General features: G+C 76.0%; 10 protein-coding genes. 7 read left to right on the forward strand and 3 right to left on the reverse strand.

Annotated elements, in window-relative coordinates:
- The first annotated feature begins 150 nt into the window (after nucleotides 1-150).
- The 3 genes from ACIQOW_RS13945 (at nucleotide 151) to ACIQOW_RS13955 (ending at nucleotide 2,561) form a co-directional block, all read left to right on the forward strand.
- On the forward strand, nucleotides 151-852 hold the full coding sequence (locus ACIQOW_RS13945) for a class I SAM-dependent methyltransferase (protein ID WP_401083830.1): 702 nt from the start codon (nucleotides 151-153) through the stop codon (nucleotides 850-852).
- 171 nt (nucleotides 853-1,023) lie between these two features.
- The gene (locus tag ACIQOW_RS13950) at nucleotides 1,024-1,806 is read left to right on the forward strand and encodes an SDR family NAD(P)-dependent oxidoreductase (RefSeq protein ID WP_401083832.1); all 783 of its coding nucleotides are present in this window, start codon (nucleotides 1,024-1,026) and stop codon (nucleotides 1,804-1,806) included.
- Nucleotides 1,807-1,955: 149 nt separating this feature from the next.
- Nucleotides 1,956-2,561: a TIGR03086 family metal-binding protein gene (locus ACIQOW_RS13955; protein ID WP_401083834.1), complete on the forward strand. Its 606-nt coding sequence runs from the start codon at nucleotides 1,956-1,958 to the stop codon at nucleotides 2,559-2,561.
- A 4-nt stretch (nucleotides 2,562-2,565) separates the two neighbouring features.
- Here ACIQOW_RS13955 and ACIQOW_RS13960 read toward each other — a convergent pair whose 3' ends face one another.
- From ACIQOW_RS13960 to ACIQOW_RS13970, 3 genes are all read right to left on the reverse strand, one after another.
- Nucleotides 2,566-3,705, reverse strand: a complete 1,140-nt coding sequence (locus tag ACIQOW_RS13960; protein WP_401083836.1) for an alpha/beta hydrolase family protein — start codon at nucleotides 3,703-3,705, stop codon at nucleotides 2,566-2,568.
- A gap of 100 nt (nucleotides 3,706-3,805) precedes the next feature.
- Entirely contained in the window at nucleotides 3,806-4,267 is a 462-nt protein-coding gene (locus ACIQOW_RS13965; RefSeq protein WP_401083838.1) for a (2Fe-2S)-binding protein, read from the reverse strand.
- Between the two features lie 81 nt (nucleotides 4,268-4,348).
- Nucleotides 4,349-6,463: a molybdopterin cofactor-binding domain-containing protein gene (locus ACIQOW_RS13970; RefSeq protein WP_401083840.1), complete on the reverse strand. Its 2,115-nt coding sequence runs from the start codon at nucleotides 6,461-6,463 to the stop codon at nucleotides 4,349-4,351.
- 902 nt (nucleotides 6,464-7,365) lie between these two features.
- Between ACIQOW_RS13970 and ACIQOW_RS13975 the strand changes: the two genes are divergently transcribed.
- The 4 genes from ACIQOW_RS13975 to ACIQOW_RS13990 all read left to right on the forward strand — a co-directional run bounded on the left by ACIQOW_RS13975 (nucleotide 7,366) and on the right by ACIQOW_RS13990 (nucleotide 11,930).
- Complete coding sequence (locus ACIQOW_RS13975; protein ID WP_401083842.1) at nucleotides 7,366-8,628, forward strand: MFS transporter; 1,263 nt, start codon at nucleotides 7,366-7,368, stop codon at nucleotides 8,626-8,628.
- Nucleotides 8,629-8,727: 99 nt separating this feature from the next.
- Entirely contained in the window at nucleotides 8,728-9,543 is an 816-nt protein-coding gene (locus tag ACIQOW_RS13980) for a Mut7-C RNAse domain-containing protein (RefSeq protein ID WP_401083844.1), read from the forward strand.
- Between the two features lie 96 nt (nucleotides 9,544-9,639).
- Nucleotides 9,640-10,068: a cupin domain-containing protein gene (locus tag ACIQOW_RS13985; RefSeq protein ID WP_401083846.1), complete on the forward strand. Its 429-nt coding sequence runs from the start codon at nucleotides 9,640-9,642 to the stop codon at nucleotides 10,066-10,068.
- Complete coding sequence (locus ACIQOW_RS13990) at nucleotides 10,065-11,930, forward strand: CocE/NonD family hydrolase (protein ID WP_401083848.1); 1,866 nt, start codon at nucleotides 10,065-10,067, stop codon at nucleotides 11,928-11,930. Before ACIQOW_RS13985 ends, ACIQOW_RS13990 begins: the two co-directional genes overlap by 4 nt.
- The last annotated feature ends 157 nt before the right edge of the window (nucleotides 11,931-12,087 follow it).

Consider the following 12,087-nt stretch of genomic DNA (forward strand, 5'->3'; position numbering starts at 1 on the left):
GTCGACCGGCCGAGCGGCCGTCCCTGCCCCCGGGGGCGGCCGCTCCGGCCGGTCCCGGCGTGTTCCCCCGGAGCCGGACCCGCTCCCGTGCCGTTCCCGTGCCGTTTCCGGTACGGGAGCGGCCGTTTCCGCTGCCGGTAGGGTCGGCTGATGGTCAGACTGATCGGCGACAGCGAGCTCACCGCCTCCTCGGTGGTGGCCAACAGCACGATGAACCGCGAGCGCGGGCTCACCGGGGTGAACAGCTACGCCCGCGAGCTGGGCTTCGACCCGCTCGACCGGCTGGCGGAGCACGGCGGCACGGCTCCCGGGTGGCTGGACCTGTGCAGCGGCGAGGGCAGGGCCCTGGTGGAGGCGGCGCGGCGGTCGGCCGTGGGACCGCCGTCGGCCGCGGCCCGGTGGCCGGGCGTGGAGCTGACCGGGGTGGACCTGGTCGGTCCGCCGGCCCCACCGCCGGACGCGGCCGCCCTGCCGCACCTGAGGCTGGTCACGGCGGCGGTCGCGGACTGGGTGCCGGAGCGGTCCTACGACCTGATCACCTGTGTGCACGGGCTGCACTACCTCGGGGACCAGCTCGGCGCGATCGCCCGTGCCGCCTCCTGGCTGACCCCTGAGGGCCGGTTCGCCGCGCACTTCGACCCGGAGTCGGTGCGCCGGCCGGACGGCTCCGGTGCGGCCCGCGCGGTGGTGGCGGCGCTGCGGGCGGCCGGGTTCGAGTACCGGGCGCGTCGGCACCTGCTGCTCCTGGACGGCGGACGACCGGTCGTACTGCCCTTCGAGTACGTCGGAGCCGATCCGGCGTCCGGGCCGAACTACACGGGGCAGCCCGCGGTCGGGTCGTACTACCGGTAGACGGCGCGCGCGCCGGGGTGCGGTGGCTTTCCGGGGGCTCGGTGGGGCTCGCCGGGGCCTTCAGGGAGTTGGTTGAACGTTGAACTCAACGTCCGAATACCGCCGGAGGTTTGAAACGCCTCGGACCAGGATCGAGTCATGTCCGAGATCGGAACGAGGAGTTCTGGAGATATGACGATGAACGGTGCGGCGGTGCGTGACGGCCTCGAGGGCGTCGGCGGCCTGGACGGCAAGGTGGCCCTGGTGACCGGCGGCAGCCGGGGGATCGGGGCGGCGGTCGCCCTGCGGCTGGCCGAGGACGGCGCCGACGTGGTGGTGACCTACCAGGGCGGTGCGGAGCGGGCCGAGGAGGTCGCCGCGAAGATCACCGCGATGGGGCGGAAGGGCTGGGCCGTACGGGCGGACAGCGCCGACCCGCAGGCGGTGCGGGCCGCGGTCGAGGCCGTCGTCGAGCGGTTCGGGAGGCTGGACGTCCTGGTGAACAACGCGGGCGTCGGCGCTGTCGGCCCGATCGGCGACTACCCCCTGGAGGAGGTCGACCGGGTGCTGGAGGTGAACGTCCGGGCTCCCTTCCTGTACGCCCAGGCGGCCTCCGTCCACCTGGCGGAGGGCGGGCGGATCGTCAACGTCGGCAGCTGCATCGCCCAGCGCGTCGCCTTCCCCGGCGCCACCCTGTACGCGACCAGCAAGGCCGCGCTGATCGGCCTGACCAAGGCGCTGGCCAGGGAACTCGGGCCGCGCGGGATCACCGCCAACCTGGTCCACCCGGGGCCGATCGACACCGACATGAACCCGGCCGACGGCACCTCGGCGGAGTTCCAGAGCGGGCTCACCGCGCTCGGCCGCTACGGCACCGGCGCGGAGGTCGCGGCCGCCGTCGCCTACCTGGCGGGTGCGGACGGCCGGTACGTGACCGGCGCCGAGCTGGCGGTGGACGGCGGCTTCGCCGCCTGACAGCCGGTGGCACTGGTGGCACCAGAGGCCCCGGTGCCACCGGTGGCGGTGGGCCCGGTGTCGCGCCGGGCGGTGGTGGGCGTCCGCGCTTACGATCGCCCGGCACGACCCGTGCCCCCGCACCGGGACCCAGGACCGAGAGGTGTGCCATGACCACAGCGGACGACCCGATCGAGCTGCTCGCCAGGGCCCTCGCCCAGACCGCCGGGCTGATCGACGGCACCGGCGTCGAACTCGCGGCCCACCCGACGCCCTGCCGCTCCTGGGACGTCGGCGACCTGGTCAGCCACCTCCTGCACGACCTGCGGCAGTTCACCGTACGGGCGGAGGGCGGGCAGCCGGACTGGTCGCAGCCCTTCGAACGGGTCGAGGAGGACTGGCTGCACGCCTTCGAGGCCGGAGCGGAGGGACTGGTCGGCGCCTGGCGCGCGGCCGGCGACCTCTCGGGAACCCTGGCGCTCCCCGGCGGCGGCAGCCTGCCGGCCCGTTTCCCCGTGGACCAGCAGATCGCCGAATTCGCCGTCCACGGCTGGGACCTGGCCCACGCCACCGGCCAGTCCACCGAGGGCCTGGACCACGAGGTCGCGCTCGCCGCCCTCGCCTGGGCGGCCGGCGCGCTCAAACCCGAGTACCGCGGCGCGGAGGAGGAGCAGCACGCCTTCGGCCCCGCCGTCACCGTCCCCGAGGACGCCCCGGCGTACGACCGGCTCGCCGCCTTCTTCGGCCGCGACCCGCAGGCCGGCCCGACCGGCTAGCCGGCTACGCGTGGCTCCAGTGGAACTCGATCTCGGGGTGGCGCGGTGACGGGCCGTCGAGGAGCGGGGCGGGGCGGTCGCGCAGGAAGCGGTCGGCGAAGGCCAGGACGTAGGCGCGGGTGAGCGCGGTGGCGCGGGCCGGGGCGATGGTGCCGAGGAGAGAGGCGTAGGCGCCGGCGGGGAGGTGGTCGGCGAGGTGGCCGGGGGCGGCGGTGTGCGGCAGGTCGGTGAAGCTGAGGTGGCCCGCGCCGAGGGTGCGCAGCTGGCGGCCCCAGGCGTGGTGGTGCTCGCGCCAGCGCTGCCAGGTGTCGTGGTCGTCGAGCGCGGTGAGCAGCAGGAACGGCCGGTCCAGCCCGAGTTCGGGGACGGGCGAGCCGAACAGGCCGCCGTCGAGGTCGAGGCCGATCCGCAGGCGCGGGTCCTGGCGCAGCGCCTCGGCGGCCGTGGCGCCCCCCATGGAGTGGCCGAGCACGCCGATCCGGTCCGGGTCGACCCGGAACGGCAGCCGGCAGCCGGTCAGTTCGCCGGTGACGAAGCGCAGGTCGGCGACCCGCACGGCGATCTCCTCGCGTTCGGCGGCGTCCCAGTCCGGCGGGTTCTCCGGCAGGACGCTGCGCACCAGCCGGCCGTCCGGGAACTCGACGGCGGCGGCGTCGTAGGTGTGGTCGACGGACGCGACGAGGTAGCCGTGCGCGGCCAGCTCCTCGGCCAGCGCGGTGCAGTTGCTGCGCCCGCCCGTGCGGCCGTGCCCGAGCAGCAGCAGGGGGAGCGGGCCCGGGTGGACGGGTGCGCCGGCGCGGGCGGTGGGGCGGACCCGGGTGAGGGTGCCGGGATCCAGCGGCAGGTTCTGCTCGATCGCGGCCGCGACCCGGGGGGTGATGTACGGCGCGCGGGGCCGGCCGGCGGTGCCGCGCGCCGGATACCAGAACTGCACCATCAGTTCGCGCGGTGCCGGGACGGGCGCGAACGGGTCGGGGCGGTCGCGGTCGACCAGGTGCAGGGTCGTGGTGCCGACCGGGCGCCCGACGGTGGGTGCGGGCAGGTCGATGGTGCGCGGCGGGGCGGCGTGGACGGGACCGGCGGGCAGCAGGGCGGCGGCCCCGCCCAGGCCCGCGAGGGCGAGCAGTGAACGGCGCCTGATCATGCGTCATCCTCGCGCGGCTCGGCGACTGGGGTCCGGTCAGCCTAGGTGGTCCGGACCGGTGTGGCCAGGGTTCCGAGCGACGGAGTGGGGCAGGGCCCGGTCAGTGCGCCCGCCGGGCGGCGGCCTGCTTGATCGCCTCGCGGATGCGCGGGTAGCTGCCGCAGCGGCAGATGTTCTGGATCTGGTCGATGTCCGCGTCGGTCGGGTTCGGGGTGCGGCGCAGCAGGGCGACGGCGGTCATGATCTGGCCCGGCTGGCAGAAGCCGCACTGGGCGACGTCGCAGGAGAGCCAGGCCTCCTGGACCGGGTGCAGGACCTCGCCGTCGGCCAGGCCCTCGATGGTGGTGACGGTGCGGCCCGCGCAGTCCTTGACGGACCGGGTGCAGGGCTGGAACTCCCGGCCGTCCAGGTGGCTGGTGCAGGCCCGGCAGACGCCCACCCCGCAGCCGTACTTGGGGCCGGTGACACCGAGCTTGTCGCGCAGCACCCAGAGCAGCGGCATGTCGTCCGGGGCCTCGACGGTGACGGGCTGCCCGTTGAGGACGAAGGTGTGGCTCGGCATGGGGAGTCGGGATTCCTCGGCTGGTGGTCGGAAGGCGATGGAGGGTCGGAAGGCGGCTGGTGGTCAGAGGGCGGCGGACGGTCAGAAGTTGATCGGGAAGGAGCGCGGGCTGGTGCCGGTCGCGCGGGCGTAGGCGTTGGCGACGGCGGCGGAGGCGGCCGGGACGCCGAGTTCGCCGGCGCCGCCCGGCGGTCCGCTCGGCGGCATCAGGTGGATCTCCACCACCGGCGGGGTGTGCCGCTGCCGGGCGTAGTGGAAGTCGCCGTAACTCCCTTCCCGGAAGGCGCCGTTGTCGAGGTGGTTGCCGGCCTGGAGGATCACCGAGATGCCGTCGACCAGGGCGCCGGTCAGCTGGGCCTCCAGGCCCTTGGGGTTGATCACCCGGCCGACGTCGGCGACGATGACGGCCTTGGTGACCCGGGGGTTGGCCCGGTCGGTGGCGTCGAGTTCGACCAGGTAGGCGGCGGTGGAGTTGTTCTCGTCGTGGTAGCCGATGCCCTGGGCCAGGCCGGGGGGCATCGGGCGGCCCCAGTCGCCCCTCCTGGCGAGTTCGTCGAGCACGGCCCGCCCGGCGGCGCCGCGCAGCCGGGCGCGGCGGAAGGCCAGTTCGTCCTGGCCCATCCGGCGGGCGACCTCGTCCACCATGATCTCGTCGGAGACCCGGACGGTGCCCGAGTAGACCGAGCGCCAGCTGCCGGTGTGCAGATCCAGCGGCAGCTCGGCGAGCAGCTGGGTGGGCACGCCGACGTCGTACGGGATCCTCTCGGTGAGCAGGAAGAACAGTTCGGAGGCGGTGAGCCCGGCCAGTGGGAGGTTGTAGCCGGCCGCGGTGAGCATGTCGCCGAGGCCGTGTCCGAGGTCGGTCCGGACACCGGCCACGTGGTGCTCCCAGCTGAAGACCCGGCCGAGGCCGTAGGTGGCCCGGACCAGGTGGTGGCTGGCCGGGCGCATCCGGCCGTGGCGCATGTCGTCGTTGCGGGTCCACATCAGCTTGACCGGGCGGCCCGCGGCCTTGGAGACCTGGGCGGCCTCCAGGGCGGCGTCGAAGAACAGCCGGCGGCCGAACGAGCCGCCGCCGCGCACCACGTGGACGGTGACGGCCTCCTCGGGCAGTCCGAGTTCGGCGGCGATGGTCCCCTGGGCGAGGATCGGGCTCTGCGAGGCGAACCACAGCTCGGCGCGGTTGGGCCGGACGTCGGCGACGGCGGTGAGCACCTCCATCGGGGCGTGGTTGACGAAGGCGAAGTCGAACTCCCCTTCCACGCGGTGGGAGAGCAGCGGTGGCGGCGGGGACGGCAGGTGGGCGGCGCGCAGCCGGGACCGAACGTCGGCGTCGGACAGGCCCGCGACCGGGCCCGGGTTCCAGGTGGTGCGCAGCGCGTCGCGGCCCTTGAGCGCCTGGTCGAAGGTCTCGGCGAGGACGGCGACGCCGGTGGGGATCCGCACCACGCCGAGCACTCCGGGCATGGCGCGGGCGACGGAGGCGTCCAGTGACTTGAGGGTGCCGTTGACGGTGGGCGGGCGGGCGACCACGGTGGGCACGGCGCCCGGGATCCGGAGGTCCCCGGCGTACGTGGCGCGGCCGGTGACGATGTCGCGGGCGTCGATCCGGCCGGTCGGCCTGCCCACCAGGCGCAGCTGCTCGGGGGACTTGGGGAAGGAGGGTACGGCGGGTGTGGTGACGCCGGCCGCCCGGGTGGCGAGGCCGCCGTAGCCGAGCCGGCGGCCGTCGGGGGCGAGGACGGCGGAGTCGGCGGTGCGCAGGGTGGTCGCGGGAACGTTCCAGCGCTCGGCGGCGGCGGTCACCAGCCGGGCCCGGGCGGCGGCGGCCGCGGCGCGCACCGGGTCGTACAGCGCGCGGATCGAGGTGGAGCCGCCGGTCAGCTGGTTGAAGCAGAGTTCGGGGCGGGAGTCGGAGAGCGGGACGTCGACGTCGGAGAGCCGGGCGTCCAGCTCCTCGGCGACGATCATGGCGATCGCGGTGGTGAGTCCCTGGCCGACCTCAAGCCGGGGCAGGTGCAGCACGGCGCGTCCGGCGGTGGTGACTTCGAGGACCAGCAGGTGAGAGGTGGGCAGCCCGGCGATGATCATCGCGTCGCCGAGGTCGACGATGTCCGGGATGCCGGGCAGGCCGATCAGCTGCTGGGGAAGGGCGGTCTCGCGGGCCGGTGCGGCGGCCCGGGCCGGGGACGGCACGGTCGCCCCGGCCGGGGTCGGGGCGGCGGCCCGCGCGGTGGCGGGCGCGGCGGCGTCGAGGCCCAGGCGGGCGGCGACGGTGAGGGTGGGCGCGGCCAGCAGGTAGGTGAGGAAGCGTCGGCGGCGGGTGGGGCCGTCCGTGGCCCGGACGTCCGGATCGTCGGCGCTGCTCGGGGGGTTCGGAGTGCCAGGAGTGCCAGGGGTGTTCGGGGCGTCCGTCGGGGAGTGGGCGCGAGGGCGTCCGGCGTCGCCCGGCCGGCCGGTGGAGTCGGAGGGGGCGATGAAGGTGCTGATGGGAGAAACCCTTCGAGCCGGAGGCGGCGACGGATCGGGCGGGCGCGGCGGCCCCGGCCCGGTGCCGGATCGCGAACGCCGTCGAGCATAAAAGGGCGCTACTGACGGGTCAACACGGTCAAAGTTGGCCCCTGGTCTGCCCGATCGCGCTTCCCCGGCGTTCCGCGCGGGCGGAGTCGGAGCGGGTACGGACGGCGCTTCGGAGGCGCGGGCGGGGCCGGTTCCGGACCGTCCCGAGGGGCTCGGAGGCGCCAACTGGCGCCCCTCGCACGCGGGTTCATCGGTCGGTCGGCGGTGCGGCGGCGGATCGGATTGGCCCAGGAAATTCCTTGATCACTGGACCGGTCCACTGGGCCGGTTCCTCACTAGGGTGGGGCGTACCGGCGCGGGCGGTCGCGGAGACCGGCGCCGCGCGCCGCCCGTCCGGCGGTCGCGGGCAGGAGTGACGGACCGTGAAGACGTTTACGCAGGTGGACGCGTGCGGGTGAGCACCCGGCCGGACCGGGCCGTCACGCGGCGGGGCCGGGCGAGTACCCGGACGGACCGGGTGACCGTCCGGAGGGCCCGCCGCGTGGCCGCCCGAGAACGAGAGAAGGAGGAGGAGGGGCATGTCGAACGAACGAGCCGCCCGCTGGGGCGGCCTGCCGCCCGCCGGGCCCCAGCGGACCCTGGCCGCCGCCCAGTTGGCCGCCGCCGTGGGCGACGGTGCCTACTACACCTGCTCCGCGCTCTACTTCACCCGAGTGGTCGGGATGTCGCCGACCGCCCTCGGGCTCGGCCTCACCCTCGCCTGGGCACTGGGCTCCGTCGCGGGCGTCCCGCTCGGCCACCTCGCCGACCGGCGCGGCCCGCGCCGTACCGCGGTGGCGCTCGCGCTCGGCACGGCGGCCGTCGTCGCCGCCTTCCTGGTGATCCGCGGCTACCCGCTGTTCCTGCTCGCGGTCTGCCTCTACGCCACCGCGCAGTCCGGCCTGACCGCGAGCCGCCAGGCGCTGGTCGCCGCCCTGGTGCCGCCCGCGGAGCGGACCGCGCTGCTCGCCCACATCCAGTCGACCCTCAACGGGGGACTGGCCGTCGGCGCGGCGATCGGGGGCGTCGCGCTGAGCGTCGGCACCCGCACCGCGTACCTGGCGGCCTTCGCCGTCACCGCGCTCGGCTTCCTGATCGGCGCCCAGTTGCTGCGGCGGCTGCCGGAAGCGCCGCCCGTGCCGGGGGAGCCGGACGGCGGGCCGCGCCTGGCGGTGCTGCGCGACCGCAGGTACGCCGCCGTCACCGCGGTCAACGCCGTGCTGCTGCTGCGGATGCCGCTGCTCAGCCTGATCATCCCGCTCTGGATCGCCCAGCGCGCCCCCGGCATCGGCTGGCTCGGCTCGGCGCTGTTCGTGCTCAACACCCTCGCGGTGCTGGCCTTCCAGGTCCGTGCGGCGCGCGGCGTCACCGGGCTCGGCCCGGCCGCCCGGGCGGTCCGCACGGCGGGACTGCTGCTGCTCGGCTCCTGCGCCGTCTTCGGACTGTCCGCGCTGGACGTGCCGGTCTGGGCGGTCGGCGCGCTGCTGGTCGCGGCCTCCGTGCTCCAGGTGGCCGGCGAGATGCGGCAGTCGGCGGGCGGCTGGCAGATCGCCTTCGACCTCGCCCCGCCCGGACGGACCGGCCAGTACCAGGGCTTCTTCGGCACCGGAGTCGCCGTCGCCCGCACCCTCGGGCCGCTGCTGCTCACCACGCTGCTGCTGGACGGGGGCCTGGCCGGCTGGCTGGTCCTGGGCGGGGTGTTCCTCGTGGCGGGGCACGCGATGGGGCCGGTCGCCCGCTGGGCGGCGCGGGACCGCGGTCACGCGGTGTCACCGGCGGTCGCGGTGGCAGCGGCGTCCTGACCCCGGGCCCCGCGGCGCCCGGGCCCATGGTGGCGGCCCCCCGTGGGCGGGCCGGAAACCCGGTGGCCCCGGCCCGCCGCCCGCTGGCATGCTGGCCGCGTGGACCGACCCCAGATCTGGCTCGACTTCGCCCCCGAACTGCACCTCTTCGTCTCCGCACCCCGGCGGGCCGGCCGTACCGTGCTGCGCACCGACGGCGCCTCCACCCTCGGCCACGTCGTCGAGTCCCTGGGCGTCCCGCTCACCGAGGTCGGCGGCCTGCTGGTGGACGGTCTGGCGGTGACCGACGCGCACGTGCCGGCCGACGGCGAGTCCATCGCCGTCCGGGCCGTCAGCAGGCCGCAGCCCTCGGCCGCCCCGCCGCGCTTCCTGCTGGACGTCCACCTCGGCACCCTCACCCGCCGGCTGCGCCTGCTCGGCGTGGACGCCGCGTACGAGAACCCCGACATCGGCGACGCCGCCCTCGCCGCCCGCTCCGCCGCCGAGCAGCGGATCATGCTCTCCCGCGACCGGGGCCTGCTGCGCCGCCGCGAACTGTGGGCCGGCGCCTACGTCTACAGCCACCGCCCCGCCGAACAGCTGCGCGACGTGCTCTCCCGCTTCGCCCCGCCGCTCGCGCCCTGGAGCCGCTGCACCACCTGCAACGGCATGCTGCGCCCGGCCACCAAGACCTCGGTGAGCGAGCAGCTGCGGGACGGCACCGAGCGCTCCTACGACGCCTTCGCCCAGTGCGCCGACTGCGGCCAGGCCTACTGGCGCGGTGCCCACCACGCCCGGCTGGAGGCGATCGTCACCGAGGCCGTACGCGACTTCGGCGACGGCGGGCCGCCGGCCGGCGACGCCCAGGCGCCGGCCGGAGACGGCCGGGCCCCGTCCGGAGAGGGTCAGGGCCAACTCGGGGTCGTCTCAGGGTAGTCAGCTCTGGCGGACGGCCGCGCGCCCGTGGTCCCATCGGCGGTGGGGGACGAGACCACGCTACTCGGTCGGACGAGAGAGGCCAGGTCGTCACACATGAGCAGTCAGTCAGGGCAGCAGCAGCCCTTCGACACCGCGGACGTGGGGGACGCCCCCGTGGTGACGGCCCCGGACGGGGCCGAGGTGTACCCGCTGCTGGTGCTGGAGGGGCAGGGGAGCCTCGCGGTCTTCGCGCTCGCCCCCGGGCAGGTGACCCGCGCGGTCTCGCACGCCACCGTGCAGGAGCTGTGGCAGGTCACCGCGGGCAGCGGCGAGCTCTGGCGCCGCCAGGGCGGGCGCGAGGAGACCGTACGGCTCGCGCCCGGTACGGCGGTGTCGATACCGCTGGGCACCGCGTTCCAGTTCCGCGCGGACGGGGACGCCGGGGAGCCGCTGCGGATCACCGCCGTCACCATGCCGCCCTGGCCGGGGACGGACGACGAGGCGCGCCCCGAGGAAGGCCCCTGGAAGGCGACCGTCCGATGAGGCGGGGGCTGTCGCGCCGCCTGCCGGCGGCGCTGGTCGCGGCCGCGGTGGTGCTCGGGCTCGCGGTCGCACCGGCGGCCGCCGCCGGGCCGGTCGGGCCCGCCGAACCACAGCTCCAGTCGCGCTACGTGACCATGCCGGACGGGGTCCGCATCGCCGTCGACGTCTACCTGCCCGAGGGCACCCGGGCGGGCGCCCGACTGCCCACCGTCCTGGTCACCCAGCGCTACTGGCGGGCCGCCGTCAGGGCCGGCGAGACCGGCGGCGTCAGCAGCGCGGCCAGGCAGTGGACCGCCCGCGGCTACGCCTACGTGGTCGCCGACCTGCGCGGCACCGGCGCCTCCTTCGGCACCCTGACCTCGGAACTCGGCGCCGACGTGACCGCCGACAGCGGCCCGCTCAGCGACTGGATCGCCGGCCGGCCCTGGTCCAACGGCCGGGTCGGCACCACCGGCATCTCCTACGGCGGCGACACCGCGATGCTCGCCACCTCCCTCGGCAACCACCACATCACCGCCGCCGCCCCGGTCTCCTACGACTTCGACCCGTACGAGGACCTGGTGCGCCCCGGGGGCGTGCTCATCGAACCCAGGGTCGCCCGGTACGGCTTGGTGCTGCGCGTCCTCGACCAGGCCGGCGGCACCACCTGCGAGACCGACGACTCGACCCGGCGGCTCTGCGCGGAGGTCGGCCTCACCGGACTCCAGCCCCGGCCGGTCGACGGCCCCGACGGCCAGGCCCTGCTCGCCGCGGCCCGCGCCGAGCACGCGGCCAACGCCAACCTGGTCGAGATGGCGCACACCGGCGTCCACCGCGACTACCGGAACGGCCCCGAGAGCTGGACGGTCGGCAGCGTCGGCGAGCGGACCGACGCCGTCGAGGCCGGCCGGGTGCCCGTCCTGACCAGCGCCGGCTGGCTCGACGCGGGCACCGCCAACGGGGTGCTCTCCCAGTTCACCGGCCTGTCCAACACCCAGGACGACTGGATCGGCCCCTGGAACCACGGCGCCGCCTGGCTCGCCGACCCGTTCCTGCCGGCCCGCCCGCTCACCGCGCAGGAGCGCACCGAGAACGACCAGCGGGTGCTCGACTTCTTCGACCGCTACGTCCGGGGCGACGCCAGGCCCGACGGCCGGCGGCAGGTGCACTACTACACGTTCAACGAGGGCGTCTGGCGCACCACCGACCGCTGGCCGGTGCCCGGCACCCGCACCCAGTGGTTCCACCTCGGCGCCGGCGGCACGCTGGCCGGCCGTCCCGACGGCCACCGCACCGGCTCCGACCTGCTGCGTCTTGACCCGACCGCGGGCACCGGACCGCTGGACCGCTGGAACACCAACCTCAGCGGCGACGAGGTCGTCTACCCCGACCGCGCCGCCGTCGACGCCAAGCTGCTCGGCTACACCACCGCGCCGCTGACCGCCGACACCCGGGTCACCGGCAACGGCAAGGTCACCCTCGACGTCACCGGCCTCGCGGGCTCGGCGCGCGGCGCCCTGCACGTCTACCTGGAGGACGTCGCACCGGACGGCCGGGTCACCTATCTGACAGAGGGGCAACTCGCCCTGGCCGACCGGGCGGTGGCCGACCGGGCGGACAACCCGGACTGGCGCCGGCTGCGCACGCCGCGCAGCTACGCCGCCGAGGACGCGGCGGACCTCCCGCAGGGCCGCCCCCAGAAGGTCGCCATCGACCTCCAGCCGGTCTCGGTGCTGTTCCGCGCCGGCGACCGGATCCGGCTCACCGTCGCCGCCGCCAACCCCGACTCCTTCGAACTGCTCCCGGCCGACGGACGGGCGGACTACCGGATCGGCTGGGGCGGCGACCGGGCATCGGTGCTGGAGCTGCCGGTCGTGCGCTGAGGTCCGCACCCGGGGGGGGGGGGGGGGGCCGCCCGGCCGCCCCCCCCCCCCCCCCGCCCCCCCCCCCCCCCCCCCCCCCCCCCCCCCCGCGCCCCCCCGCCCCCCCCCGCGGGGGCCCCCCCCCCGCCCCCCGCCGCGCCCCCCACCCCCCCCCCCC

Origin of the sequence: Kitasatospora sp. NPDC091335, from assembly GCF_044757205.1 — a bacterium.
GTDB lineage: Bacteria > Actinomycetota > Actinomycetes > Streptomycetales > Streptomycetaceae > Kitasatospora.